At 40.0% G+C, this 26,163-nt stretch carries 23 protein-coding genes and 1 pseudogene; 12 read left to right on the forward strand and 12 right to left on the reverse strand.

Annotation, left to right across the window (positions count from 1 at the left end):
* Nucleotides 1–11: 11 nt before the first annotated feature.
* The 5 genes from LOS73_RS03165 to LOS73_RS03185 are packed head-to-tail and all read right to left on the reverse strand — an operon-like array spanning nucleotide 12 to nucleotide 6,819.
* Nucleotides 12–1,283: an aminotransferase class I/II-fold pyridoxal phosphate-dependent enzyme gene (locus LOS73_RS03165; RefSeq protein ID WP_457934468.1), complete on the reverse strand. Its 1,272-nt coding sequence runs from the start codon at nucleotides 1,281–1,283 to the stop codon at nucleotides 12–14.
* Between the two features lie 12 nt (nucleotides 1,284–1,295).
* A complete protein-coding gene (locus LOS73_RS03170; RefSeq protein ID WP_457934469.1) occupies nucleotides 1,296–2,531 on the reverse strand; it encodes an ATP-grasp domain-containing protein in 1,236 nt (411 codons plus the stop codon).
* A 10-nt stretch (nucleotides 2,532–2,541) separates the two neighbouring features.
* The gene (locus LOS73_RS03175) at nucleotides 2,542–3,627 is read right to left on the reverse strand and encodes an isocitrate/isopropylmalate dehydrogenase family protein (RefSeq protein WP_457934470.1); all 1,086 of its coding nucleotides are present in this window, start codon (nucleotides 3,625–3,627) and stop codon (nucleotides 2,542–2,544) included.
* Nucleotides 3,617–5,578: an aconitase family protein gene (locus tag LOS73_RS03180; protein ID WP_457934471.1), complete on the reverse strand. Its 1,962-nt coding sequence runs from the start codon at nucleotides 5,576–5,578 to the stop codon at nucleotides 3,617–3,619. The genes LOS73_RS03175 and LOS73_RS03180 overlap by 11 nt, the downstream gene beginning before the upstream one ends.
* Complete coding sequence (locus tag LOS73_RS03185) at nucleotides 5,575–6,819, reverse strand: LeuA family protein (RefSeq protein ID WP_457934472.1); 1,245 nt, start codon at nucleotides 6,817–6,819, stop codon at nucleotides 5,575–5,577. The genes LOS73_RS03180 and LOS73_RS03185 overlap by 4 nt, the downstream gene beginning before the upstream one ends.
* 124 nt (nucleotides 6,820–6,943) lie before the next feature.
* Here LOS73_RS03185 and LOS73_RS03190 point away from each other — a divergent pair, with 124 nt between their 5' ends.
* From LOS73_RS03190 to LOS73_RS03200, 3 genes and pseudogenes are all read left to right on the forward strand, one after another.
* Entirely contained in the window at nucleotides 6,944–7,828 is an 885-nt protein-coding gene (locus LOS73_RS03190; protein WP_457934473.1) for a LysR substrate-binding domain-containing protein, read from the forward strand.
* 75 nt (nucleotides 7,829–7,903) lie between these two features.
* On the forward strand, nucleotides 7,904–8,125 hold the full coding sequence (gene tnpB / locus LOS73_RS03195; protein ID WP_457934474.1) for an IS66 family insertion sequence element accessory protein TnpB: 222 nt from the start codon (nucleotides 7,904–7,906) through the stop codon (nucleotides 8,123–8,125).
* 753 nt (nucleotides 8,126–8,878) lie between these two features.
* Nucleotides 8,879–9,752, forward strand: a pseudogene (locus tag LOS73_RS03200) (IS982 family transposase).
* A gap of 65 nt (nucleotides 9,753–9,817) precedes the next feature.
* On the opposite strand, the gene trpA reads toward LOS73_RS03200, so the two are convergent.
* Both trpA and trpB read right to left on the reverse strand, forming a co-directional pair.
* The gene (trpA, locus tag LOS73_RS03205) at nucleotides 9,818–10,639 is read right to left on the reverse strand and encodes a tryptophan synthase subunit alpha (RefSeq protein ID WP_457934475.1); all 822 of its coding nucleotides are present in this window, start codon (nucleotides 10,637–10,639) and stop codon (nucleotides 9,818–9,820) included.
* Nucleotides 10,636–11,889, reverse strand: coding sequence for a tryptophan synthase subunit beta (gene trpB, locus LOS73_RS03210; protein ID WP_457934476.1), 1,254 nt, complete (start codon nucleotides 11,887–11,889; stop codon nucleotides 10,636–10,638). Before trpB ends, trpA begins: the two co-directional genes overlap by 4 nt.
* 210 nt (nucleotides 11,890–12,099) lie before the next feature.
* Here trpB and LOS73_RS03215 point away from each other — a divergent pair, with 210 nt between their 5' ends.
* Nucleotides 12,100–12,660, forward strand: coding sequence for a TetR/AcrR family transcriptional regulator (locus LOS73_RS03215; protein ID WP_457934477.1), 561 nt, complete (start codon nucleotides 12,100–12,102; stop codon nucleotides 12,658–12,660).
* Between the two features lie 1,476 nt (nucleotides 12,661–14,136).
* On the opposite strand, the gene LOS73_RS03220 is transcribed toward LOS73_RS03215, so the two are convergent.
* A complete protein-coding gene (locus LOS73_RS03220) occupies nucleotides 14,137–14,391 on the reverse strand; it encodes a pyocin activator PrtN family protein (RefSeq protein WP_457934478.1) in 255 nt (84 codons plus the stop codon).
* A 628-nt stretch (nucleotides 14,392–15,019) separates the two neighbouring features.
* Here LOS73_RS03220 and LOS73_RS03225 point away from each other — a divergent pair.
* Nucleotides 15,020–17,143, forward strand: coding sequence for a hypothetical protein (locus LOS73_RS03225; protein ID WP_457934479.1), 2,124 nt, complete (start codon nucleotides 15,020–15,022; stop codon nucleotides 17,141–17,143).
* A 290-nt stretch (nucleotides 17,144–17,433) separates the two neighbouring features.
* Here the strand turns inward: LOS73_RS03225 and LOS73_RS03230 are convergent, their stop codons facing one another.
* Entirely contained in the window at nucleotides 17,434–17,910 is a 477-nt protein-coding gene (locus LOS73_RS03230) for a hypothetical protein (RefSeq protein WP_457934480.1), read from the reverse strand.
* Between the two features lie 287 nt (nucleotides 17,911–18,197).
* Nucleotides 18,198–19,256 carry a tyrosine-type recombinase/integrase gene (locus LOS73_RS03235; protein ID WP_457934481.1) on the reverse strand — a complete coding sequence of 353 codons (1,059 nt, stop codon included), beginning with the start codon at nucleotides 19,254–19,256 and terminating at the stop codon, nucleotides 18,198–18,200.
* A gap of 232 nt (nucleotides 19,257–19,488) precedes the next feature.
* On the opposite strand from LOS73_RS03235, the gene dusA reads away from it, so the two are divergent.
* From dusA to LOS73_RS03270, 7 genes are all read left to right on the forward strand, one after another.
* A complete protein-coding gene (gene dusA, locus LOS73_RS03240) occupies nucleotides 19,489–20,478 on the forward strand; it encodes a tRNA dihydrouridine(20/20a) synthase DusA (protein ID WP_457934482.1) in 990 nt (329 codons plus the stop codon).
* Between the two features lie 244 nt (nucleotides 20,479–20,722).
* Entirely contained in the window at nucleotides 20,723–21,403 is a 681-nt protein-coding gene (locus LOS73_RS03245) for a PspA/IM30 family protein (RefSeq protein ID WP_007378283.1), read from the forward strand.
* 9 nt (nucleotides 21,404–21,412) lie between these two features.
* A complete protein-coding gene (locus LOS73_RS03250) occupies nucleotides 21,413–21,619 on the forward strand; it encodes a PspC domain-containing protein (RefSeq protein WP_149606928.1) in 207 nt (68 codons plus the stop codon).
* A 170-nt stretch (nucleotides 21,620–21,789) separates the two neighbouring features.
* Entirely contained in the window at nucleotides 21,790–22,116 is a 327-nt protein-coding gene (locus LOS73_RS03255) for a hypothetical protein (RefSeq protein ID WP_007378285.1), read from the forward strand.
* Between the two features lie 79 nt (nucleotides 22,117–22,195).
* Nucleotides 22,196–22,705 (forward strand): copper chaperone PCu(A)C, encoded by a 510-nt coding sequence (locus LOS73_RS03260; RefSeq protein ID WP_457934949.1) that lies wholly within the window; start codon nucleotides 22,196–22,198, stop codon nucleotides 22,703–22,705.
* Between the two features lie 8 nt (nucleotides 22,706–22,713).
* Nucleotides 22,714–23,700 carry a DUF2333 family protein gene (locus tag LOS73_RS03265; protein WP_457934483.1) on the forward strand — a complete coding sequence of 329 codons (987 nt, stop codon included), beginning with the start codon at nucleotides 22,714–22,716 and terminating at the stop codon, nucleotides 23,698–23,700.
* A 3-nt stretch (nucleotides 23,701–23,703) separates the two neighbouring features.
* Entirely contained in the window at nucleotides 23,704–24,474 is a 771-nt protein-coding gene (locus LOS73_RS03270) for a TIGR04219 family outer membrane beta-barrel protein (protein ID WP_149614689.1), read from the forward strand.
* A gap of 44 nt (nucleotides 24,475–24,518) precedes the next feature.
* Here LOS73_RS03270 and LOS73_RS03275 read toward each other — a convergent pair whose 3' ends face one another.
* Both LOS73_RS03275 and LOS73_RS03280 read right to left on the reverse strand, forming a co-directional pair.
* Nucleotides 24,519–25,406: a TIGR03899 family protein gene (locus LOS73_RS03275; RefSeq protein WP_457934484.1), complete on the reverse strand. Its 888-nt coding sequence runs from the start codon at nucleotides 25,404–25,406 to the stop codon at nucleotides 24,519–24,521.
* Nucleotides 25,375–25,914, reverse strand: coding sequence for an SRPBCC family protein (locus LOS73_RS03280; protein WP_008135818.1), 540 nt, complete (start codon nucleotides 25,912–25,914; stop codon nucleotides 25,375–25,377). The genes LOS73_RS03275 and LOS73_RS03280 overlap by 32 nt, the downstream gene beginning before the upstream one ends.
* Nucleotides 25,915–26,163 lie beyond the last annotated feature (249 nt).

Below are 26,163 nucleotides of genomic sequence, written 5' to 3' on the forward strand. Positions count from 1 at the left end.
TTTAAATTCCGTTAATTCTCTATCAATTGTTTAACTATTTTTGACAAAGTGCGCAGGCCACCTTGTAGCGCGTCATTCTCGACCGCCAGGGAAATTCGGATGCAGGCACTCCTATTGTTTAGTTTGTTATGAGCGTCTATTAAGCCGAAAAAGAACATAGAGCCGGGAATGACAATGAGTTGTTCTTTCTTGGCTTGCTTGTATATTTCACAGTCACTCAGGCCAACGTGATTGAACTTAACCCAAAGAAACATACCGCCGTCATATTCATGAACCTGCCATTGAACTTGCTCGAAGAACGCATTCATGCAAGACATCGCCAAGTCAAACTTGCTGCGGTAAAGCGGCTGTAATTGATGTTCACAGAGGTTCAAAAGCGCCATGTTATTAAGGGCTTTTTCTGCCATCATCTGGCCATGTATTGAGGCCTGAATCGAACTGTTACATTGAAAGTGCGCCAGCGCTTTAATCAGGTACTTGTCACCAATGGCGATGCCAATGCGTGAACCCGGAATACCGCATTTAGACAGACTAAAGCTGTAGAGCATGTTTTCCTGCAGTGACATAGACACAGGTTTAAAGCACAGAGCAGGGAATGGATTACCGTATGCCGAATCTATGACCAACGGAATGTCGCGTTTTTGGCTGAAATTCTCTAAAAACGCCATCTCTCGGGCGCTCAAAACACAGCCTGATGGATTCCTCGGTTGCGACAGCAATACACCACTATAATCCGATGAACCTGATTCGATAGCGTCAATATCCAGTTGATACCTAAAGGTGCTGTCATCAATCGACTTTTCTACACCCAGCTTGGCATCAATGTGCTCAGGATTCGCCATTAATGCTTCATATCCGACATATTCAGGCAATGATGGGATCAATATTTTATTTTTGCCAGCGTGCTTGTCTTCACTAAAAATATTGCCAAGCATATAAAACAGTGTCTGAGTCCCATTGGTGACGAGCACGTTTTCAGGTGTTATTTGCCATCCCAGCTGGTTTTGGAAGACATCGCAAATGGCCGCGCGAAACGAAGGCAACCCCATTGAATCACCGTAGTGACAAAGGTTGTTCGTTAGCAATTCATTATCGAGGCTACCTACAACATCTTTCCAAAAATGCTTAACCTCGGGTGTGATAAGCGGATTGCCAACCCCCAGGTTAGTCCAGGCTGTATCTTTGGCTGAAGTCATCGCAAGCTTAATGTCTTGTGATATGCGGATCACAGCTGAGTTCTGACAAAGCTGATGGGATGTCTCAAAGTTTTTAGTTATTTGCATGTTAATATAGGCTCACGCAGATAAATCTTCGGCAATCTCAACCGGGTCGCTGTTGTATAAAGTATTGAGATCTTTTTTCAGTTGCTCATATGAAGTGGATTTCAAGATACAAGAGGCTGCAATATCCATGTTTGAGCGACATGCCGGCATTTGATCACCATCGTTAAACAAGGTCACTGGCTCCAGCTGCGACTCAACATCAGGGAAGTTGAACTGATGCAGAGTCCCTTTTTTGACCGGAAAATTTATAAAGGTTGAATAAATGGTGTCTGAGTCATCTCTTACGTAGTCGAATTTTTTGGTTACCAACGCCAGCTCATGTTCAAGTAAGTTCTCTCCAAATATATCCTGGTAGTTTCTGGTGATGGCAAGGCCAGGCGCACGAGCATTACTCTCAATCAGGATACATTCACCGGCTTTGTTAACTATAACTTCGGTATGTTGAATACCGTCAATATAGCCAAGCCCTCTAAGGACGTCTTTGGTGAAGCCTTTGATTTGCTTTTTTAGATCAGTGTCTTGGAGGTCAATCAGATAGTAAAGAGGTTTACCATCCTGAAATTCGATGTTCGGCACTGAGCGACAAACTTCACAGAAATAGATTTTACCGTCTACGGTCAAGGTATCGCAGGAATAGAAATCACCTTCGATAAACTCTTCAACGTCATAGGTCAGTTGCTCTGCAGCTTCACTTAGAAATGCTTCATATTGTTGTTGATCTTCAACAATGCCCACTTTCCAGCTGCCTGCCGATGAAGAGGGTTTGAACACCACTTTATGGCCAAATTGCTGTTGAACCTCACTGAAATTCGTTGGCAACTGAGCTATTTCGCTAACCTCAGTAAACTTGGGCACGCGAACACCGGCCTCAACCAATTTTTGCTTCATCGCAATTTTGTCACGATAGAAAATCAGCTGGTCCGGATGAGGGCCGGTAGAGATATCAAATAGTGCACGAAGTTGCGCGGCAACTATAGTGTTTGCTTCGTCAGCACAGAGGATAGCCATATCGTCAGACAGGTTATTTTGCTTAACATATTCGGCAATCTCATCAACAGCCAATGAATACATTACGCCGTCTACCGTTTCAGCACCGACTTCTACAACAGTAAGAAATTCAGATTTGAATTTGCCGGCTTGGGTCGCTTCTTCTTTGCTGACAAACACGTAAAAGTTCAAGCCTGAACTGTTCAGCCTGTCGAACTGATACATTTGCAATTGGCGTAAGCCGATTAATATAATATTCATTATAAATTCCTTATTTATTGATAAGTTGCTGACATAAATTGATGACGTCCTGTGTCACTTGTGTTGTCTTCGCGGAACCGCCAAGGTCAGGCGTCTTAACGAATTCGTCATAGCATAGATAGTGGCTTATCGCTTTGGTCAAAACCGTAGAGATCTCTTTAAAGCCCAAGTGGTCATACAACAAAGCAAGACTTGAAAAGGAGGCTATTGGGTTGGCTATGCCTTGACCGTAGATATCGGGTGCTGAACCATGTACAGGCTCAAACAAGCCGATTTTGCTTTCAGGGTTGATGTTGCCACTTTCAGTAATCCCCAATCCGCCAACTAAACTCGCGGCTAAATCTCCCAAAATATCACCAAATAGATTACTGGTAACAACGACATCAATACTGTTTGGTTTCATCACCATCTGCTGACAATAGGCATCAACATAGTGATAGTTTGTGGTTATGTGAGGGTAACGCCGAGCGACTGCTTTAAATATGTCTCGCCATAACTTGCCAACATTGGTGATAGCATTTGCCTTGTCTACCAAATCTACATGAGCGCGCTTATTCGCATCCGCCCAAGCAAACGCTGCGTTGATAAACTTCAAGACCTTGTCTTTTGAGTAGTAAGCGGTATCGATTGCTGCTTCGGTTTCCAGTCCTGACTGTACAGAGCCGCCAATTTGACAATACAAGCCTTGGGTGTTTTCACGGAAAATAGCGATATCGATTCCACCGGCTCTCTTAGCTTTTAAGGGCGTACAGTCAAGCCCTGTAGTTCTTATGGGGCGATAGTTAACATACAGATCAAGCTCTTGTCGCAACGCCAATAACAGTTCACGACCATGTTGCATATCAGGAATGCGAGGATCGCCAATAGCACCGAACAAGATAGCATCGTAATTTTGCTGGAGACTTTCAATGTCATTGGGTTTGAGCATGTAACCATGCTCAAGATAGAAGTCAGCGTCCCAATTAAATTGCTGAACGTCCACTTGATATTGGCTGTTGGCGTTAAAAAATTGAATAATCTTCAGCGACTGAGCAGTCACTTCTTTGCCGATACCGTCTCCAGGAATTACGGCAATAGTTTTTTGATTAGGATGCATTGAAAAATTCTCCTGGTGATACAACTCTTCCACAGGCTGCTGCAATAGCAACGACGATTGGTGAAGCAAGATAAAGGTCGCCTGGACCAGAGCGGCCAGGGAAGTTGCGATTCTGAGAGCTTATCGTTACTTCATCTTGTTTTTTAGACACGCCAGGGCCTGCATTGATGCATGCGCCACATGAAGGCTCTATCAGACTGACACCAAAATCTTCAAACAAAGTAATGTATTGTTGTTCTTCGCAATAGCGTTTTACATTGTCACTGCCGAACTGGATGTAGAAAGAAACGTCGTTAGGTTTTTTCACACCAATTTGATTGGCATGTTTAATGACCTTGGCATACATATCCATATCTTCGGTTTTACCACCAGTACATGAACCGCCATAAGCTCTGTCGATGGTAATAGCGTTCAATTGCGCGTCCAAGATATTAGATAATGGATGGGCATTACGAGGATCACCCGGCAAAGAAATACCAGGGCTCAGGTTTCTCAAATCAACCTTGATGCTGTAATCGTAAGTGGCAGATGCATCACCATTGAACTTTCTAAACCCTTCACATTGCGCAGCAGTCAAATTGTGTTGCTTTTGCAGATATTCAATGGTTACGTCGTCAACTTCAAAAATGGCGGTCATTGCGCCCATTTCTACTGCCATATTGGCGATAGTAGCGCGTTCATCCATTGATAATTGCTCAATGCCACTGCCAGTGTAAATCAATACGCTGCCAAGTAATTCGCCAGATTGAATCAATTCATGTGCAAGTAAGTAGATAACGATATCTTTTGCTACAACCCATTTAGCCAGTTCACAGCTTAAATCGATTTGAACACTTTTAGGGCTCTGGTATTTAACGTCTTTGGTCATCCAGGAGTTGGCCATATCTGTTGCACCAACACCAAATGCCAGTGCACCGATAGCACCTGCGGTGCAGGTGTGACTATCGGTGCCGATGATGACTTGACCCGGCAATGCCAAATCTTCCAATACGGCGTTATGACAAATGGCGGCAGAATGTTCTTCTGACTGACCCGAGTAGTATTTCAAATCATGACGCTCAACGAACTCAGCCTGCTCATCAATAAGAGATTGAGCTTGTGCTTTTAGATGAGCTTTATCTGCTGGTAATGTGTCACCCAAATAAGTCAGATGATCCTGAAAGCAAACGATGGATTCATTGTCGTTAAGTGATGCCTCACTGCCAAATTCTCCTTGGAACAAAGATGCACACATTGGCGTAACATATTCATGGGAGAAACGTAAATCCACTTCGCAGAAGAAAGTTCCATCCTCACCTCTGGCTGTCGGTACCTTAGACAGTCGATGCTGAGTAATTTTTTCCAGCATGTTCAACTGACAATCATCACTTGAAAGCGGTACCACTTCTTTGGTGTCGTGATGATGCAGGTTGAACTGAAATAATCCACCAGATTCAACTATGGCTTTGTCAGTAGCTGACATGTTACAGGTAAAGCGATTGATAGCGATGTCATTACCATCAAAAACATCTTCCAGAATTGAAAAATCCGTTGTTGGCAACAAACCGATATTGATACAGTTCTGGTAATAGATTTTTTCAAACGATTTGGCCACAATGATTCTTACACCAGCAGCTTTTTCGGCGTACGGGGAATGTTCTCGTGAAGAACCACAACCTTTGCTACGACCGGAGACCACAACGCTGGGAGCAATTGATTTTACATCACCCTGTTCAATCGCTTTGCTTCTAAAGCCCAAATAGACAAAGTTGGCCAAATTCTCATCATACCAAAAACAACACCAGCCAGGGGTGATCTCATCGGTAGAAATATTATCAGCCAAATCTGCAGAGAGTTTTAAGCCTTGATACTGTGCCTTACTGGTGATACCACCAAGCTCGATCTGGGTCAACATTAATTCAGGGCTGTTGGTCAGCGCCAATACTATCCCATTGGTTGTTACAACATTCATGCAGTTTTTTCCATCGGCTTTGGCACGTTAATCAGTTCTAAAACTTCGCTATGGGTAAGGGTACGGCGTACTTCGTTGGCTCTGCGCAAAATCTTTTCAACCACTTCGTCTTTTATTTCAAGGGAGTTTTGCTCCAGCCAATAGTGCACATTGGCACGGCCAGACATATGGTTGATTTCAATTTTATTTTTGCGATTAAATGTTTTGGCAGGTACGGCGGAATACACCAAGTCAGTCAAGGTTTCGTTTTGTAACTGCTTGGCTTTTTTAATCGCTGATGCATGTACGCCCGAAGCCGTTTTGAATACATCGTCACCGAACACCGGATAGTTAGGTGGAATGCTAAAGTCGAAATATTTTGACGATAACGCAATATAGCGATTTAACTCGCTAACATTCCATTTGCTATGACCGTCGAGATGCAAGTTAGCCAATAGTTGATCCATAGCCGTATTGCCTGTACGTTCACCTATACCAAGCGCCGTGCCATGAATTCGATCACAGCCCGATTCAATTGCCTCCAAAGAATTGATGAGCGCCAAGCCACGGTCATTATGGCCGTGCCAATCAAGATTAATATCAACGCCGTTATTGTTAAAATAGCTAAATGACCAACCAAGCAATGACCTCACAGAAGATGGTACGCATTGACCAACGGTATCGCAGATGGTCAACCGTTCGACACCAAGTTCCATAGCCAGGTCATATAATTTGATCAGTACATTTGGCGTCGCCCTGGTGGCATCTTCAATCACCAAAGTCGGTTTAACATTGTTGTTTAAACTAAATTGCAACGCATCTGAGGCGCTGTTGAGGATAAAGTCCAGATCCCATTTTTCAACCAGCTGTCTTATCGGGCTAACACCAATAAACAATAACGGTTCGATTTCACAGCCCAGCGTTTGCGAAATATTGACAATAGCTTTCGTATCGTCGATATGAGTTCTGCCAGCACAGGAAGGCTTAATATTCAGTCTATTTTTTTTAATAAAATTAACTAAATGCAGTACATTGTTATAGGCTTGAGAACTGGATCCGGGAAAGCCGATGTCAAGATATTCGATGCCAACAGCATCCATCGATTCTATCAACTGCTCTTGTTGCGCTATATCCGGTAAACGCACGCTAGTAGATTGCACACCGTCACGTAGTGATTCATCTAGCAGCGTTAATTGTTTAGATTTAGGTTTTCCCTGATGCCAATCATGGATAAGTTTGTTTATTTCCGATACCACAATCATAAGTCCTTATAATAAAATACAGAGCATAATGTTTTAATTTAAAAGTAAAAGTGATACTTTTGTTAACAGGTGTTAGAAAAAGTAACATATGAAGGACAGTGTAATAACATGTTAAGGACAGCGTATGAGTAAGTTGCCACCTTTGAAGTCATTGCAGTATTTTGAAGCCGCGGCCAGACATCTTAATTTTTCTCAAGCAGCAAATGAGTTATGTGTTACTCATAGTGCCGTCAGTCATCAAATAAAAAAGCTCGAAAGATGGGCTGGTACATCGCTGTTTGTCAGAGTGGCCAAGGGAGTCGAGTTGTCATCGCTGGGCGAGCGACTGATGCAGGATTGCCAAGAATCCTTTGCAATATTAGAACTATTTGCCACTGAAATTAGACCCCAAGGAATAAAAGACGTACTCATTCTCGGTTCGTCGTCAAGTTTTCAAGCTAATTGGCTATTGCACAAAATTGCCGAATTTGAACGGTTCAATCCATCAATAAAAGTTAAGTTTACCACCCAGTACCAGATCAGTGACCTGGTCAAAAAGAAAGTTGACTGCCTGATCCATAGCGATGATAAAACATACAAAGGCATTCACTCTGTCAAGTTGTTCAGTGACAGAATAGGGCCGGTGCACTCACCTGACATGAAGGTCATTGCCAAAACCCCAGAACAGTTTCAAAACAAGAAGTTGATCTCAGCCCAATCTCGCCCTGAAGCTTGGAAAACTTGGGCTGATAAAGTGGGATGTAGTTATTCCAAACTCCATTTTTTTAAAGAAGTCGATAGCCTGTCGTTAATGCTCGTAGCAGCCAAAGCCTCTTTAGGTATCGCAATTGCCCCACAAATGTTGATAAGTGAAGAATTAAAACGGGGTGAGTTGATCGCCCCATTTGGATTTATCGACAGTGCAGCATCGTTTATGTACAGCTTTTTACCAAACAGCAGTAAAAAACAGAGCCTGATTAAATTACAAGATTGGTTGATTAAAACCGCGAATGTGCACGATCAAGTTTAAGCGCCTGGGCGACTATACCTAGCTATTTTAATCGATGTCGTCAGGCTGGACTCTGACATGATAGAGGGGGAGCCTATGTTTCCAATTCCCAGTCAACTTACCAGTGGCGTAACTGATATGAGTAATCCTATTGATGGGATCAGCAATATCATCGCTTACGAGCTGACGCAAGAGTTTTGCCCTGAACAACTATTTGTGTTCTGCGGCCGACATCGCAAAAAGATAAAAATCTTACAGTGGACTAACAATGTTCTGTGGCTTCATTACAAGTGTCTTGAGCAAGGCAAGTACAAGTGACCGGGAATTGAGGGTGAGCAGCTTAGCCTGACAATCTCTACTCATCAGTTAAATTGGTTACTTGAAGGTTTGCCGCTGCAAAACGACTGTAATCACCCTCGACTCTACTATCGTTATCATAACTGTTGAACCTTATTACTTATGAGCATAATAAAGACTCAACGACCAGATTTTTAATCTAAATAATTACGACCATGTAACCCCGTAATTTGGTAGCTTAGTGTCACGCCTTTAGATTTCAGCATCTTAACCGATAAACCTGTACTACTTGCGCAGCAAGCTCAGGCTCTTTTAGACAAAGAAGCGAGTATTACGGCGCTATGATCTTAAGTCTAACAGTTGCTTTTTACTCAACTTCGTCAGTTAGGAAAAAGCAGTGAAGCTCACGCTGGGCATTGCTCAATTACAGAACCGAATACAATAGCCAGAACGTATAAAGTAATGTTTTAGAAAGTGTTCAGAAAAAGTTCAGCAAAATGCATTAACAAATAGGTAAGACCAACCTTCTGAAAACCTGTTTATCACGACAGCGTTGATAACGCTACAATTTCGATAAGGACAGAAGGTGCAAATAGATCGTGGGTTAGACGATAGCTTCTCTAATAAAAAAACCGTATATACGTGCGCATCTAATCTTTTTGTCAAAGCAATTGCTAAACAGGTGGAGTCCATATACGGGATAATAAATTGACTTAACAGCCCTCCTTGTTATCAGATCTATCGACCAATATTTATCAATCGCGCAGAGGTCATATTAATAACTTAGTGAATGTATTTTATGATATCGATAATTTTTATACCGTTTTCATTCCTCAATGGGAACTACAATGTCTGACCGACGGTACTCGCAAGAGTAAGAGCTCTGGCAGAATGACTATGAATGAAATTATGATGATTATCACCTAATCACCGCGACTTCAAAAACTTTTACACTGGATATTTGGCTCGATTTTACAAATCTGACTTTTCAAGCTTACTCGTATACACCCGATTTATTGAGGTTGTGCCTAGTGCTGTTACTCCTATGTGTTGATATTTATCTTCTTTGAAAAGCGATCCTACAGGCATCAAGTTTTTTAATCCAACGAGCATTAAGGTCAGCCATAATTTACGAAATCCAAAACATAAAACGCTAGCAAGCTCAGCCAGCCGAGGAAAAGGTACGATCGACTGGTTCTATGGTTTTAAACTTCATCTTATTGTGAACCATCAAGGCGACATTGTTGCCGCCAAAATAACTCCTGCGAATGTACAAGACATTAAACCAGTAAAAGGTATGGTCGTTGAATCAATGAATAAGCTCTATGCTGACAAGGAATATATTGGAAGAGCTTTAGCTAGCGATCTATTGGTGGGCGGAGTGACTGTCGTTAATGACGTGCGTAAAAACATGAAAGAAAAGGCTTTATCGTTATGGGATAGAGCCATGCTTTCTAGACGTTTTATTATTGAAACAATTAATGACCAACTAAAAAATATCTCAAAAATAAAGCATGCACGGCACCGAAGCGTACATAGTTTTATGCTTAATGTAATAAGTAGTTTAGTTGATTATCAACTCAAAAAAAGTAAACCGCAACTAAGTATTACATCAGCTGAATTCAATGAGATTTCAGTATTCCGTTAAAACGGTCTGGGTTATTTATATCTAAATGTTTGCAATTGAGCGATGAATATACAAAGTAACATAGGTCAATGTGGAAATAACTCACGATACAGAGTGATTCCAGACTCCTGGCCCCCCTGAATATATGCATCCAACAGGGCAGAGCCTAATATCGCTACATCGACTTTACCTTCCAGTTGCTCCACCTGTTTTCTTTTGCGTATTCCAAAGCCGATTCCAAGCGGGATATTGGTATGGGCCTTTATGTGTGTGATGTATTGAATTAATCCACTCCCTTGTTCTAGAGAGCTTTTTTGTTCTGAATTATTGTAAGACGAATTGCCGGTCACCCCTGTTCTGGCGACACAATACAAGAAACTATTAGCCTGGGAAGTAATCTCTTGCAAACGTGGTTCTGGTGTTGAAGGAGTAACTAACCATATGGGCTCAATATTGTTTTTCGCACAGGCTGAACGATAGGTCTGTGCTTGCTCAATGGGTAGGTCCGGTAGTATCAACCCGACGATACCTTCTTCAGCTGCCCGCTGTGCTAATTTGTTTAACCCATAGCGGTACATAGGGTTCAGGTAGCTCATTAGGACAATGCGACTCTGAGGATAACCTCTGGCCAGCAGCCCAAGATGAGACAAACAAGTTTCTACTTTGGGGTTATTTTCCAAAGCATTATGGCAGGCCGCAGCAATACTTGGCCCATCAGCGATAGGATCGGAAAACGGGAATTGCACTTCTAGGAAGTCGACGCCTTCTTCAAGTAGGCGTGTCATCCAAGCAAGACTTTCCTCTATTGTCGGATAGCCATAAATCACATGCGTCATGGCTAAAATAGGCTTACGTTGGCGTTGTCCCTGAATGTAATCAGTGATAGATGGAGTCGTTATTGAGTTCATGCAAGTTCCACCTTAGACAAGGTTGAGTAATCCGCCAAGTAGTGAGATAAAAATTCAGGGAATGCTTCGTCTTGTACTGCTTTGGCTACGTTAAAAATATCCTTGTCACCACGCCCAGAAAGGTTAATGACCAAACGTGTCTCTTTCGGTAAATTTGTCGCATCCTTAAAGGCTCCTGCTAATGCGTGAGAAGATTCTAACGCTGGGATAATTCCTTCTTTACGTAGCAATAAAATACAGGCATCAATTACTTCTGAGTCGTTTGCATAGGTCATTTCAAGACGATTAGTATCCGCCAAATGAGCAATAATTGGCGAAACACCCACATAATCAAGACCCGCTGCAATGGAATGGGTATCCTGTAGTTGTCCAGCTTCATCCTGCAAGAAAACACTGGCAAAACCTTGAGCTATTCCAGGCATCCCTAAATTATCAGAGAGGCGAATGGAATGTTCGCCTAGTGCCATGCCTTTACCGCCTGCTTCAACACCAACCATAGTAATCTCGGAATCATCAACAAAAGGCAAAAACAAGCCACAAGCATTAGAGCCGCCACCAACACAGGCATATAGGCGATCAGGTAACGAGCCAAATTGAGCCTGACTTTGTTCTCTCACCTCTTGGCCAATAACTGACTGAAAGAAAGCCACCATTTCCGGGAAGGGCGCACAACCACAAGTGGTTCCTATAAGGTAATGGCTACTTTCATGACTTGAAGACCAATCTCTTAAGGCTTCATCTAACGCATCTTTTAAAGTTTGTGATCCTGTTGTTATAGGTACAACTGTGGCTCCTAGTTGCTTCATCCAAAATACATTTGGGTACTGACGTTCAATGTCTTTTGCTCCCATATAAATTGTGCATTCAAGACCTAAACGTGCGGCGACAAGGGCCGTAGCAATACCGTGTTGTCCAGCGCCTGTTTCAGCAATAATGCGCGTTTTACCCATACGTTTTACCAATAAACCTTGGCCAATCACATTGTTCATTTTATGGGCGCCACTGTGATTCAGGTCTTCACGTTTTAGGTATATCTGGGCACCACCAAAGTGTTCGGTTAAATTGGCACAAAAGGTCAGTGGTGTCGGACGACCAGAATACTGCTGCCATTGTGTTTTCAGCTCGTCGAGGAATGTGGGATCATTTTTAACTTCTTCAAAGGCATGAAGAATTTGCTGCTGACTGGAATAAAGGATTTCCGGAATGTAACTTCCACCATATTGACCATAAAAACCGTTCTCGCTTTGCATTGAATGTCTCCGATAAATAGAATATAATTACTAAACGGTGTAGTTAAATTAATTGTTGTTTTAAGATTTGTCAAGGCACTTTTAAGGTGACTTAAATCGCTGTACTTGATAATTCCCCGCTAAGAACATAAAAGCGTGGAATCAATGCGTTAGAATACGTGAACGAATTTCTGTAGGGCTGTTAAGCAAGCAAATATTTGAGGAGAACACATGGCACGAGGAAGACCTAGTAAAAAACGGGTTATCGTAGCAGCAGCAGGAGCTTTGTTTACGCAAAATGGCTATCAAGGAACTAGTATTGATCAAGTCGTCGCCTCGGCAGGTGTATCTAAACCAACGGTATACAATAATTTTCCCACCAAATTAGTGCTGTGGGAAAACGTATTGCAAACACTAACAGAACAGGCACAAAACCAGCTAGAAAAACAACTGTTGGTTTTAATGAGTGCGAATAATAAAGATTTTTTAGATGGCTGGATTAGTCTGTGGCTAATATGGATCAACGCGCCAGAGCGTCTAGTGGCTTATCAAATTATGTTAGGAGAACAACATAAAATGCTTGTTAGTACACTCGAACTTTTTAAACGCTTTGAAGACACTTTAGAAAAAGCGCTAACAGGCTGGTTACACGAGAATTCTGTTCCTCAGGAAAAAGAGTTCACATTACAAGCTATAACTCGGGAAGCGCTGCTTACTCCGAGTTTAATGAATCGTGCAAGGGTAAATGAAGAAGCCTTGAAAAAAATCCTCGCACTTCAGCTTGGTTTGTAAAACTTAATAAATAAAGGTCTGTTAATATATACTTGCTCAGACAGTTACCTATTTTTTATGGCTACTTCCAGCTTGCCCCCGTCGCACCTTCTAGAAGTCTATTTTACTAGAATAATCTTCAAATGTTTTTAAGGTGTCACCCAAAGCTTGTATTTGAACACTGTTATTGCCCATATCTACTACAGCTTGGGAAAGCTTTGTTCCTAAGCGACCGACGAAAAATAAAAAACCAATAATATTAAATAAACATGCTTAATATCGGATGAGCTATATGTAGGTAAATTCCGGTTGTCTTAGTGCGTAAATACTTTGGCTGAAAATGATAATGGGGCATAAACGAGTTAGTAGCATAGTCTGCTTATGCACTTCAATAACGTTCACCTATTAGACGCTGCCTTGAATCAAAATCATTGTACAACGATATGTTCTCAAATATAACTTTAGGGTTGCGGTCTGACTTGAAGTCAGGCAGCTTTAAAGAGTTGGATCCAACATTCTTTATTCGTTCATTAGCGTGTTCGTATATAATTGCAATCGTTGAAAAACAATTTCAACACATATAGCTAGGCTGCGATCAAATACTTTTATTCTCAATTCCCGAGGCAATTTAGGCCGAAGGCCTATATGCCTCGGTCAAATGCGAAGCATTTGCCCTAACACTCTGTAGTACTATGAATTGATCACTGTAGTAGTCTTTGACGAGCTTCGCTCCTCAAAGACATGCCATCTTGCTGCGCAAGCTGTCATGGTATATTTTTTATTCTTCGTTCATTGATCGCTGGTTGTGATCATAAGTATTTAGGCAACACTCACCCATAGCCAACCTGTTGTAAGGTTAGCTTTAGTCTTGCCAAAGCATTTGAATTATTATCAAATAGTATTTGGGCTATGCCACGACACTAACTGTCTGCATAACTGTAAGGCTTATCGGTAATAAGTTAGCCGAACTTATTTGTTAGTACCGCCTATCTGCGATGCCTCACCGCTAAAAGTCTATATCCAAACTGAAGGGTTATTAATAACATTGCCCAATCAGATCCAACTTTTTATTGCGACTCATCTCACTGCTGCTGTAGATAGATCCCCTTGTTGATATTCAATGCTCGAATATCAGCTGCTTTAAGCAGCACAGCATTTGCACTCTCATGGGCAAGCGTCTCTTGTCCTACCATCCCCATGACAGCCCGTTTGTTCTGAGACGTAGCTGGCTCAGAACCGGAAGGCTAAATATTATGAGGTTTCTCTTCTCAAATCTCATTCTTGCTTTTGATTATACGAATATAAACATAGAGCTCAAGGTGTTAATTTGCTTAAAAATATGTCGTTATTTGTTTTTCCCTGTAACGCAGGAGATTTTGCAAAATTAAAAATATTGGTTAGTTTTTTAATTTAAGCAGTGTAAGGATCGTTGTATCTGATGGATGTAATGCTTACTGTATAGCCAGCCACCTAAAAGGTGGCTGACTTACAATCTGGCTATGTATTTACTCTAGACCACTCTTCTTTAGCTTTAGCTCTTTGAGCATCAATATACTCGGCTAGATCATTTAAGTGAATGTAATATGGTGCTTTTGCCGAGCTTCCTATTTTGAATGTAGGAATTGGCAGCTCTTCTGCTTTGGCTTTATTCATAGCCGTACGGAGCGAGCAGCCAAAATAGTCATCACAAACCTTACCCAAAGGGATAATGGCTTCTTCAAATTGAGCAAGTAACATAAATACTGTGTTCATAACCTTTCCTAAACCGTTAAAGCTCCTAAAGAGCCAAATTAAAACTAAGGGTTTTGTAGTCAAAGGAAAGTGCTAGATAGGCATGTTGAAGGAGGCTAATGCATCTCAGGTTATCGCAACACAGTATGGGTTACGGCCTAAATGACTGGAGAAACATTCACCAAGTCGAATTTCTAAGAAATGCGTCAACTTTGGCTACGGGTAAATAGTATATCTATATAGTTGGTTATATCAACTATGTAGCATTACCTTTTAAATACAGCCATCAGCTATGTCATGGGGCTTCTCATAAAACTAATAAAAACATGTCAAATTATTAGTTTTTTATAGCTATAAGCTAAAGAGCTGAAATTATTTTCAGCTCTTTCTAAGCACTTTATTTTTAACGTAATTGACTGCGTTGCAGTTTTTTACATTCTGATCAAAGCTAAAAATAACGTTTTATATCATATGGTTAAATCGAATCTGTAGTTGTGGGTAAGTGAGTTCATGTGCTAATTTTAAAGGGTTATGTGTGTAAATTTAGTTTTTCATAAAACAAAAGGCTAGTTATCTGCGTGTAGCATTAGTGATAAGGAAAGGGGGGAGTTCCTAGTCAAATATTAATTCATATTTAAGGTAAGTAGTAATGCACTCTAATCCGTTACAGAAAGACATGAACCAAACAATGCTACTCGAACTTGAGGCAGCTCTGATTGGTGAAGATAAAGCTGTGGCAATTTTAAAATCGGCTAAAGATTTTGTTGAATCTGGTGTATGTGATAACCCGTTGAAAGCGCTATTGGGACATCATTACCGAAATTCCAAAAAAGCGTTTCAAGAATACCTGATTGATAAAGCTGGTGGCAGTTCAGCAAAAGTTGGGACGGCAAGAGTAAAGGCATCAATGCTAAATAAGGCCAGTGAAGCGCTAATTCCGATTAAGCATAAATTTGCTAGGTTTAACTCTCAAAGCATTTTAAAGGCGGCGGCTATAGAGCCTATGAATATTGATGAGCTTAAAAAACTCACTGAGCTTCATGATATATATAATGCGTTAGGAGAACACTACTTTCCGGATTTAACATATCGGGAGAAGGACGCTGCCTTTTCTGTTATCACACAGGATTGTCTTTCGAAAAACCATTTTGCTCGAGTTCGTGAAAAAAGAATTAAAAATTTTACTACTAAAACACATGGTAAAGCAGCTGAAAACATTATTAATGGATGGACTAAGGTAGAGGCGCATTTCTCGCTGCCAGAAGGGCTCATCACTCGCTTCATACCTAAAATGATCCATATATCACAACGTAAATCTTGTCCGAATGGAACGAAGAAGCCGAGTGAGTTATTAGACTTAGGGAAAAACGCTGAAAAACACTTTATGACTTTAGCTAGCTATTTTATGCAACCAATGACGGTCGATGAGATCCTTGAAACTCATCATCATATGCAACTAGCGAATAACTTTTTAAGTACGGCTCAGTTCAAATCACCTAAGAAGTATTGGAGTACTAATGGTCGTGGAGATACGCCGACGGTTGAGATTTGGCGAAATATCTTGCGTAATTTTTCGACTACGTTTGTTAAGTGCGGACTGGTACAGTCAATAGAAGAATTTGATTTTTCCATGCTATTGAATGGGCGTAATTTACAGCTTTTTTATGATTACCATACAAATGGCATCTGGGTTAATAGCCATAAAGATATTATTAATCAGGCTGAGTATAACCAGCGCCGTGCTCTCAAGGTAAAGGGTATAGTAGAGTATGAATTTCTAGGCGGAGATAATCATAAGCAAGCAAAGAAATGCCTAATGAAGCTGCTGGTATTAATTAAATCATCTAATATTTCGTTAGTTCCTTACCTACCAATGTTTTACTTTATCCCGAACTCTCAAGCTAAAACTTTACAAGAATACTGTTTTGATATTAGTAAGCTGGTAAGTAAAGTTGAGGGCTTGATAACACTAATTGATTCTAGTGGTGAGGCTAACCCTAGTGACGGAAATCGTAATATCAAGTGGTTAATCGATACGAGTTACCGTGCCAACAAAGGCCTTCAAGGCGGCGTTGAAGGTGGGGTCATAGAGTATCAAAAAATAGTTAGAAAACTTGAAGAGTTAGCTTATGAACCATGTAGCAATGGGAACGACCGACTAAGGTATTTATCTATTGCATTAGTGATGAGAATTGCTTTGGTTAATCCACTTAGAATTAGTAATTTTGAAGACTTAATCGCTGAACCATACAGAACAGTTGAAGAAGCCGCCAATTCTAAAGCCGCTGCTCTGATATCAAATGCCGATGGTAGTTATAGTACCTTTATTCCTTTACCGCTTGTTAAAAATAGAGCTCACCTTGGCAAACATGCTAAAGGCATTGAAAACAAATTACCTATAGCGCTAAGCGACAAAATTAATGAGTTCATTGAGCAAAGAGCGCTTCATTACCATGGTATGGACAATAGGTTATTTATCTGGAACGGCATAAACAGCCGTGGCGGCTTGCGAGTTAATATGTCGGAGCAGACTTATCGTGTGATTCAGCTAATATGGCCTGAACGGGATTGGATCGTTAAGGGGATCAACCCACATGCTTTGAGGCATTTTGCTGCGACTTACTATCTATCAAAAAATCGCCAAGACTACGCTGGATTATCAATACTGTTAAATGATAAGGAAGAAACGGTACGTAGCGTCTACGCAAAGTTAGACCTTCACTCGATTCAAGAAGATATTATGCGGCATGGGGAATCCTGTTGTAATTTCTAATACGTGCTCTATGGTTATAGCAATGTGATTCTTTCAGTAATCAGCTTATTATGTGTGGGCTTTATCACGACCCTAAAAGTGCCATATGAGTGACTATAGTTTTAAACTATTGGTTTGGGTCAGAGCAAGTAATTACTTGCTCTGTTGAAAAGCTAGTTACTAAAGACAGCAAAGCACCTAAATGCTGGGTAAGGCTTGGTGATTCTTATTAGTAATTAGCGCTGTGAATGCAAGTTGCACGAAAAGAGGGGGGGGGGCTGTAAAGGGATCTCTTCGTTCTTAATAAGGCTCTACGCTACTGAACTGACTTTTGCCTGAGTGCTATGTCTAAGCATGTAGTCGAGCAAAATAATAAGCATTAGCTTACTTTTAATGTCTTTAGGCAAGCTCTCTCCCTCAGTTAGTTGCGTTGAGTACCGTCTAACAATACTATTAGCGGTATATTGTGCGGCCTCAGTAAAAAGAAGTGGCAGTGATTTATCCCGTTGCATAGCAAAGGGGATGTAGGTTCCTTTTATAAGACTGTATGCATCTTCGTTTATCTGATCCTCAGTTAATGGGACGGGGTCTTCGGGGGATGAGATTCTTTTGCCAAATGCAATGACTGCGTCCGACAACCAACGATTTCGGCTAATACCAGAAACTTGCACAGTATGTTTTATATAGTCGTGTATGAAGTTTGGTACTCTAAGGGTAAGCCTTTTTGAATAGACTTGGACTGATTTACTTACTTGCCCTTCAAGCATTTTCTTTCTGCTGCGTCGCATTTTTTATCCTTTTTTAGTTTTTTAAATTGCGAGCAACAGAGACAGCGATACCCCTGCGCTCACAACATGTGTGATTGCACTGAATATTTCTTAGTCTCGATTAAGGTAAATAGTATGCTTGAGGTGCAAGAGTTTGTAAATGGTCGTATAGTCCTCTAAACAAGAGTCGAATCCCTCTGTGGTAACCATTCATCCATAGATTTTTGTTCAGTGACGCTCTTTAAAGTTAAGTGTTCACTCCGCATCCTTGCGTCTATCTACTGCTGTAATTGCTCGAATCTGAACCACTACATGTCCCTATGTAAGTTTTCAGGATTTAATGCTGTGTACACATTCCATAATACTTTTAAGTCTTTGTGCCCAGTCACTTGAGCTACCTCTTCGATACGGTAGTCTCTCTCAAATAGGCGGCTTGCTCCCTCTCGTCTTAAATCATGATAAGTTAGTTCTTTGATGCCTAGCTTCTTTCGAACGTTGCGAAAGCCTGAACCAATAGATTTTGGGTTGTAAGGGAAAATTAATTCTCCTTTTTTAGGTTGTCTAATTGCTATGCTATAGGCTTCGCCTAAAAGGGGGACTCGCATATGATTCCCATCTTTTTTGCGAGGATCTTTTCTATCTCTGCACAAAATAGTCCTTGTATCGTTATCTAAATCGTCCCATTTCAGGTTGGTTACTTCGCCTAAACGCATGCAAGTTAAAATACTGAATTGAAATATATCGACAAAAGGAATATGTGCAGAGCGGTGCTCTTCTCTGACCTTTAAGCCTTGTTCAAGCGCTTCATATTCGCCTTTTTTCAAACGACGTGTTCTTCTTTGGCTTTTTCCAATTAAGTTCATCTGCTCTAACATGGGTTTCGCATCAACATAAGGCTGTTCAGTGATCTCCATACCCCAGAAAGGTTTTGCAGCTTTAAAGACTGACTTTAAATAAAAGTAGTCATGGGCAACTGTTGCAGGCTTGGCACCAGAACTTATTCGCTGATGACAATGCTCAATAATATCTGATGACTTGAGGTCATGGGCATATAGCTTAGCAATGTCATAACTTTTAAGCATGTTTAGGCAAGCCCCTTTCGTTCGTTTTACGTTGGGGGCTATTTTAGGATCTGTTAGGTAACGATCGATAAGGTCGTTAATTCTTATGTACTCTATGGGTCTGGAAAGGCCATTTAAATCTATTTCATTAGAGCGACGTTTCCCCCATGTCTCAGCACTGGCTTTTTTATCAAAAGTTTTACTTTCCTGATGTATAACTTTGCCTTTTTCTTTTACTACAACCTTGCAACGGTACTTCGTAGTTCCATCGGCGCGCTTTCGTTTTTCAACGTAATGTGAGGACATAATATTACCTATAAAATTATCTTTGCCTGACAAGCCGATTGTTCATGATCAATTGGTTGGTTTTTTATATAATAAACATTCATTGTGCAGGTGCCTTAATTCATTCTTTGCTCGGTTCCTTGGGAGACTATAGGGAGACCGAACTTGTTAAAATATCTAAATAACGTGAAGAATAATGAAAGATAACCAACCTGTTATCAAGCTATAAATTATTGATGTATAAGGTAAATTAATGAAAAACCCTGCGCCGCAGTCGAATACGTTAGATAGAAAATTTTCCGTTGCCCCGATGCTTGATTGGACTGATCGCCATTGTCGTACTTTTCATCGCAAAATGACTAAACACACTGTGCTTTATACCGAAATGATAACCACAGGGGCTATCTTATTTGGTCGAGGCGATTACTTACATTTTAATAAACACGAAGGCCCAGTTGCGCTGCAACTTGGTGGCTCTGATCCTAAAGCGCTTGCGCAATGTGCAAAGCTAGCTGGTGAGCGTGGCTATGACGAAATAAATTTAAATGTAGGGTGCCCGTCAGACAGAGTTCAAAATGGCCGATTTGGCGCATGTTTAATGGCTGAACCTCAATTAGTTGCTGAGTGTGTTGCAGCAATGAAAAACGAAGTAAGCATTCCTGTTACCGTTAAAACACGTATTGGTATTGATGAGCAAGATTCGTATGAGTTTTTGTGTGCGCTTATTGAGGCGTCGCATAAAGTAGGGTGTGATGATTTTATTATTCATGCTCGTAAAGCATGGCTCAATGGTTTAAGTCCAAAAGAAAATCGTGAAGTTCCACCGCTTGATTACCCACGTGTTTACCAACTAAAAAAAGATTATCCGCAGCTAGACTTAAGCCTAAATGGCGGTGTTAAAACAATTGAGCAGAGCCTAGAACATTTACAACATATTGATGGTGTAATGATTGGGCGTGAAGCTTACAGTAACCCATTTATGCTCAATGACGTTGATGAGAAAATTTATGGTGATACTGCAAACACGCAATCACGCCACGATGTAGTACGCTCAATGTACAGCTATATTGAAGAAGAAATGCGTTTGGGTGCTAATTTTTGGCATATTGCACGTCACATGCTCGGTATTTTTCAGGGGAAGCCTGGTGCGCGAGGTTTTAGACGCCACCTTTCTGAAAGTGGTCACGGTAAGCAAGCCGATTTATCAGTAATGGATAAAGCATTAAGCTTTGTACCCGAATAAAACTAAGCTTTAAAAATTCTAAATTTAAGCCACTTTCAAGTGGCTTTTTTGATCCTAAAAATTAGTCAAAAGCATAATTTATTGGCTAATTACACTCTATGCTATTCAGCTTAAAGTCACTAAAAACTTAATTGTTTATTAATTATATTGTTGATATTAGGCTGTTTTTCATTGTTTTTATGAACTTGGCACAACTCTTGGAATCTTCTTGTTGAAATTAATTAAAAATCAACAGGAGAATACCATGGGAATATTTAACCGCGTAAATGATGTAATTCAATCAAACATTGTCGCCATGCTTGATAAAGCTGAAGACCCTGAAAAACTTTTAAACCTAATGCTTACCGAGATGCAAGATGCATTGAATGAGTGTCGTAGTACAGCAGCCGCTTTATTGTGTGAAGAGAAAGTAATTAATCGCCAAATTGATACTAAAAAAACAGAATTAGCAGCTTGGCAAATTAAAGCTGAACGTGCGGTTGAGAAAGGCAGTGATGACCTTGCTAAATCAGCCTTACTTGAGAAGCAACGCGTTAACGAAAGCATTGAGAATAAGCAAACTCAACTAGAAACATTGCAAGAGTCTATTGCAAAAATTAAGTCTGATTGTGAGCGCTTGCAGCAAAAAATGGCACTGGCTAAAACAAAGCAAGCTCAGTTAATGCAACGCCATAATGTTGCTATTGCTAGAGGGCGGATCAGTACGCAACTACAAAGCGATAAAGTAGCTCATGCATTGTCTCGTTTTGAACAAATAGAGCAGCGTGTTGAAGGCATTGAAGCTCAAGTAGAGGCTTATGAGCTGACTGATACAGCAAGCTCTACCAGTGCCCAAATTGAGTCGTTAGTTAAAAATGAAAAAATTGATGTTGAACTGGCTCGCTTAAAAGCGAACTTAAATACTAATTTAAAACACACTGCTTAGGAGATTGCTATGAACAGCTTTAATCATCAACGAGGTTGGTATAAAGATACTTTGAATAAAAAAATATCGGGTGTGTGTAGTGGTTTAGCATATAGATTGGACTTTCCAGTATGGGCAACCCGCCTAGTTACTATTTTATTATTTTTGAGTTTTCCGTTTGCAATTGCACTTGGTTATTTTATAGCGCATTGCTGCCTTGAAAATAAAGAGTATTAATACCAAGAGGCATAAATATTTGAACAATTTAACGAATTAAATCACTCTATAGCGTTGTTGGGTTTTTTATTTAGAACAACTAGATATAAAAACTTTTGCCTAGTTATAGCGCAATTTTCTTATCGTTAAATAGACCCATATATAAGCCGGTTGGTATAAGGAGAATTACTATGAAAGCTTTGGCAGTATGTGTATTTATCTATTTATTACTGTTTACTGATTTAATAGCGTTTGTGCATGTTGATTCTTGGCAGTTACCATTATGGATTGCTGATATTAGCTGGGCAGGGCTTGAGCTTGTAGGTGCTTTGGCCGCAATTGTTGCTGTGGTTGCGGTAGTGGCTTTAATTACTATGGGATTAGTTGGAGCGGGTGTTGTGGCATTAGCTGGGACTGTTTTAGCGTTTTTATTCGGATCAATAATGATTGCATGGCCGTTACTATTTGTTGCAGTGTTGTGTTGGCTTGTTGCTGATAACAAAAAAGTAGCCTCTTAATCCTTAATTTGACTGACTATTATGGGTTAACTATGTTAAATTTAGCCTGTAATTTAATGTTTTCACTAGGGATGAAATGATGACAAAGCAGTTTTTTTCGATGGCTTCAGCGTTAATGTTAGGTTTATTTACGTCATCATTGGCGGCGCATTCAGGGCACGAGCATGGTTCTGATGTGGCTGTACTCGAAGTAACTAACGCGCAAGTGAGGGCGTTTTTACCTGCCAGTACTGCAACTGTAGGCTATTTAACGCTTATTAATCACAGTGGAACAAACGCCACTTTAACTAAGGCAACGATTGATGGCTTAGGGCGTGTGGAAATACACGAGCATTCACATGTAGACGGCATGATGAAAATGCAACAAGTTGAATCGGTTGTAATTAAAGCGCATGAAAGTGTCAGCTTCCAACCAGGCGGTTATCATTTAATGGCATTTGAACCATTAGAGCCATTAAAAGTAGGGCAAGAACGTAAACTCACGCTATATTTTAGTGACGGTAACCGCTTGTTTACTAATGCTCAAGTGGTGTCGCTTGAAACGCAAGCTAAGCAGTCAAAACCATCTACTCAACACGCTCATCATTAGGAGTACACATGTCGCAACATAAAGGAAAAATAGCAGGAACAATTTTTTTACTGCTTATCATATTTTACGCAATTGCTGTTTATTGGAGTACTGAACCGGCACGTTTTGATGTTGTTGCTAATGCAAAAGAGCAAGCGCAGTTACGTAATGAAAAAATAGTTACAGGTTATACAACAACGGCAACGCTTATTGAGGTAGCGAGTACGATACTAAATAAACCGGGTGGTTATTTATCGAATGATGTTATACCGCCAAGTATTATTATGGATGACATGCCAGCGTGGGAATATGGTGCGTTAGAAATGACGCGTGATTTAGCGCTTTCTATGCGAAAAGATTTTAGCCGTTCGCAATCGCAATCAACAGAGCATGAAGCACTTAAAAAAGCACAGCCACAGTTTAATATAAGCTCTGAAGCGTGGGCATGGCCAAGCGCGGAGGGAGAGTATCAAAAAGGAATTGATTATCTAGTCGTTTATCGTACACAAATAGCGAATCAGCACGAACGTGATAGCCAATTTTATGCGCGAGCTGATAATCTACGTAGTTGGTTAAAAGAAGCGGAAAAGCGCTTAGGTAGCTTAAGCCAACGTTTAAGTGCCAGTGTCGGCCAAGAAAAAGTGAATACTGATTTAGCTGGAAATTCGTCAAATAAACAAGCGACTCTTGCACCATTACAACAGCAAGTCAGAACACCTTGGCTAAAAATTGATGATGTTTTTTATGAATCTCGTGGCGCAACTTGGGCGTTGTTACACTTTTTACAAGCGGTAGAGTATGACTTTGCAGATGTACTTGAGAAGAAAAATGCTCGTGTTAGTGTGCAACAAATAATACGTGAACTTGAGGCAACCCAAGAAACGGTGTGGAGCCCAATAATTTTAAATGGGAATGGTTTTGGCTATGTGGCTAATCATTCCTTAGTTATGGCAAATTATATTTCTAGAGCCAATGCGGCTTTAATCGAACTTAGCGAACTACTAGCTCAAGGATAAAAAATGAAAAAGTATTGTTTAGCAGCAGCCCTTTCAATGGCATGTTTAGCACCTGCAGCACACGCTGACACTTTATTAGGTTTATATGTAGGGGTTGATGGCTGGAAATCAGATAATGATGGTCAGTTTTCTTATAAAAATAATGCATCTCAAGATTTCAATTTTGAAGATGAAACATTTATAAGTTATTACGCAGCCCTTGAGCACCCAGTACCGTTAGTGCCTAATATTAAATTAAAGTATACCGAACTTGAACTAAACGGTTCTGCAGTTTTAACTGATACATTTAGCTTTAATGGTTCAGACTATGTGGTTGGTACGACAGTTAATTCAATTAGCGATCTAACACACATTGATTATATTCTGTATTACGAAATTTTTGATAACGACTTAATCTCTATTGATTTAGGTTTGAATGCGAAACAGTTTGATGGTGAGATTGCTGTAACGGGTACTACTCAAAGTGGCAACACTAACTTTACTGAAACCGTTGATTTTTCAGGTTTTGTACCACTTGCTTATGGTCGTGCAGAAGCCGGCCTGCCATTTACTGGTTTAAGTGTGTTTTTTGAAGGTAGCTTTTTGGCTATAGACGATAGTAAAGTACAAGATTACCAAGTGGGTATTGCGTGGGAATTTATTGATAACCTAGCGATTGATGTTGCAGTTAAAGCTGGATATCGCTCCATGGTACTAGAACTTGATGATGTAGATAATATTACTACAGATATCGATGCATCTGGCCCATTTGCAGGTATTCAGATTCACTTTTAATTACTCACTTGATAACTAGTTGAGTGATTTTATAGCGTGGTTTACTACTTAGTAGCATGCCACGCTAAATCAAATTCTACTTCTAATGCACTATTTATTAATTGTTTATACACTTTATTTACTGGAACGTTTATTAGTTTAGATAGCTCATCACCCGTTTGAGTGAATTTGTAATAACTCAGTACTAAATCATTGCTTTTTGCTTTTAACGTTACTTTTTGAGACAAAAATGAAAGCGTAAGTTCTTGCCCTGATTTTAACACGGCTGATTCAATTTCTTTTCGATACAATAAGTTAAGATCCATTAAAGTTAAAATGTCAGGAAAGCTGATACCTGTTTTTCCTAAATTTAGAGATACTTTATTGCCTTTGCGTAGTAAATCAAAAATCGATGGTTTTTTATAAAATCCGAGTAAAATAAAGTGACTGTCGTCTTTTTCGTTATAGCTACTTAGTGATACACATTTTTGTAATGCATCGGCTTCGCGCTGAGTCATGTGCTTAAGTGTTTGCAGGCTCTTAATTGAAAATGTTCCAGGATTGAGAGTTTCGCCTGTAAGTATTTTTGCCCATAATGTTTGCATTGATTCGTTTGAGGTGTCTTCACAGAGCCCAATAAAGTGCTCTACCCAATCCGCATCAGGTTGTTTGCTACTTGCTACATCGGGACAAAACGCCATTGCCATCGCTAAGATTGTTTCAATATTTTGCTGTTGCTTAATAAGTAGTAAATCTTGTCGCTTTTGAGCGCGAGCTAAAACTGAATTATCGCTACTAATATGGTACAGCGGTTTTATTTTCCCCTGTGGGTTATAGTTTTTTTCATCGTTTGAGAGTGCGCCATTACTTCCTACCTTGGTTATAGAGTAACCAAGTAATGATTCTATGATGTTTGCTAGATTAATTCTTGCTTGTGCTGTTTTGACTGTCATGACTTTCCATTACATTTTGTATATCACTTAGTTGAGCAACTGTTTTTAAATTATTTAGCCCTAATGCAATTGTATTATTGAGCACATATTCGCTAAATATAGCCATGTAACCAGAAACAAGTATTGTCGTTGCTTGCCCTTCAATATGGCACTCTACATTTACACTGTTGTTACTATTAGTTGTAAACGTCAATGTGCCTTGTACGATATGTTCATTATTTAATAAGGTATTAAATACCATCTTACGATCATTTAATGCAGTAATTGTCATCTCACCATGCCCCCATTTACTGGTCCATGATTGATGAGCTCCAATACCAGCACTTGGTTCACTAACTGCAAATTTAATGGATGGATCGACTTGTTGCCAAGGAGACCATTTATGCCATTCATCAAAATCGGTTGTTAATGATTTGATAGTACGAATACTTGCATTCACTTCGATAGTCTTATTGACGCTATAGTTTTGAGGAAGCATTAAGCCAATAATAATAATAGTGAGTAACAAAATTAAGAGACATTTTAACAGTGTTTTTAATAATTTAATAATTAGGCCTTAACTGAATTATTTACTTAAAATATAACAACTTTCCATTAGTAGACTATAGTATGAGTAGAGTTGTAAACCAAAATCTAAATCTAAAGCTGTAAACTTAGAAGTTCAAACAATCTAATCCTAACTAAGGTGTTGACGAGAATGTTGAGCTGTTATTTTTACTAAGCTATTGTTTTTAAATTGGTTGTTTTTTGCTTGTTA

This window comes from Pseudoalteromonas sp. SCSIO 43210, from assembly GCF_054133285.1.

Excerpts from the sequence above, each read along its gene's own strand:
- LOS73_RS03225 (WP_457934479.1), top strand. The coding sequence starts at position 15,020 with ATGCACTCTAATCCGTTACAGAAAGACATGAACCAAACAATGCTACTC.
- LOS73_RS03175 (WP_457934470.1), bottom strand. The coding sequence starts at position 3,627 with ATGCATCCTAATCAAAAAACTATTGCCGTAATTCCTGGAGACGGTATC.
- tnpB (WP_457934474.1), top strand. The coding sequence starts at position 7,904 with ATGTTTCCAATTCCCAGTCAACTTACCAGTGGCGTAACTGATATGAGT.
- trpB (WP_457934476.1), bottom strand. The coding sequence starts at position 11,889 with ATGCAAAGCGAGAACGGTTTTTATGGTCAATATGGTGGAAGTTACATT.
- trpA (WP_457934475.1), bottom strand. The coding sequence starts at position 10,639 with ATGAACTCAATAACGACTCCATCTATCACTGATTACATTCAGGGACAA.
- LOS73_RS03215 (WP_457934477.1), top strand. The coding sequence starts at position 12,100 with ATGGCACGAGGAAGACCTAGTAAAAAACGGGTTATCGTAGCAGCAGCA.
- LOS73_RS03235 (WP_457934481.1), bottom strand. The coding sequence starts at position 19,256 with ATGTCCTCACATTACGTTGAAAAACGAAAGCGCGCCGATGGAACTACG.
- LOS73_RS03230 (WP_457934480.1), bottom strand. The coding sequence starts at position 17,910 with ATGCGACGCAGCAGAAAGAAAATGCTTGAAGGGCAAGTAAGTAAATCA.
- LOS73_RS03265 (WP_457934483.1), top strand. The coding sequence starts at position 22,714 with ATGTCGCAACATAAAGGAAAAATAGCAGGAACAATTTTTTTACTGCTT.
- LOS73_RS03270 (WP_149614689.1), top strand. The coding sequence starts at position 23,704 with ATGAAAAAGTATTGTTTAGCAGCAGCCCTTTCAATGGCATGTTTAGCA.
- LOS73_RS03170 (WP_457934469.1), bottom strand. The coding sequence starts at position 2,531 with ATGAATATTATATTAATCGGCTTACGCCAATTGCAAATGTATCAGTTC.
- LOS73_RS03180 (WP_457934471.1), bottom strand. The coding sequence starts at position 5,578 with ATGAATGTTGTAACAACCAATGGGATAGTATTGGCGCTGACCAACAGC.
- LOS73_RS03185 (WP_457934472.1), bottom strand. The coding sequence starts at position 6,819 with ATGATTGTGGTATCGGAAATAAACAAACTTATCCATGATTGGCATCAG.
- LOS73_RS03260 (WP_457934949.1), top strand. The coding sequence starts at position 22,196 with ATGACAAAGCAGTTTTTTTCGATGGCTTCAGCGTTAATGTTAGGTTTA.
- LOS73_RS03255 (WP_007378285.1), top strand. The coding sequence starts at position 21,790 with ATGAAAGCTTTGGCAGTATGTGTATTTATCTATTTATTACTGTTTACT.
- LOS73_RS03220 (WP_457934478.1), bottom strand. The coding sequence starts at position 14,391 with ATGAACACAGTATTTATGTTACTTGCTCAATTTGAAGAAGCCATTATC.
- LOS73_RS03190 (WP_457934473.1), top strand. The coding sequence starts at position 6,944 with ATGAGTAAGTTGCCACCTTTGAAGTCATTGCAGTATTTTGAAGCCGCG.
- LOS73_RS03165 (WP_457934468.1), bottom strand. The coding sequence starts at position 1,283 with ATGCAAATAACTAAAAACTTTGAGACATCCCATCAGCTTTGTCAGAAC.
- LOS73_RS03245 (WP_007378283.1), top strand. The coding sequence starts at position 20,723 with ATGGGAATATTTAACCGCGTAAATGATGTAATTCAATCAAACATTGTC.
- LOS73_RS03250 (WP_149606928.1), top strand. The coding sequence starts at position 21,413 with ATGAACAGCTTTAATCATCAACGAGGTTGGTATAAAGATACTTTGAAT.
- dusA (WP_457934482.1), top strand. The coding sequence starts at position 19,489 with ATGAAAAACCCTGCGCCGCAGTCGAATACGTTAGATAGAAAATTTTCC.
- LOS73_RS03275 (WP_457934484.1), bottom strand. The coding sequence starts at position 25,406 with ATGACAGTCAAAACAGCACAAGCAAGAATTAATCTAGCAAACATCATA.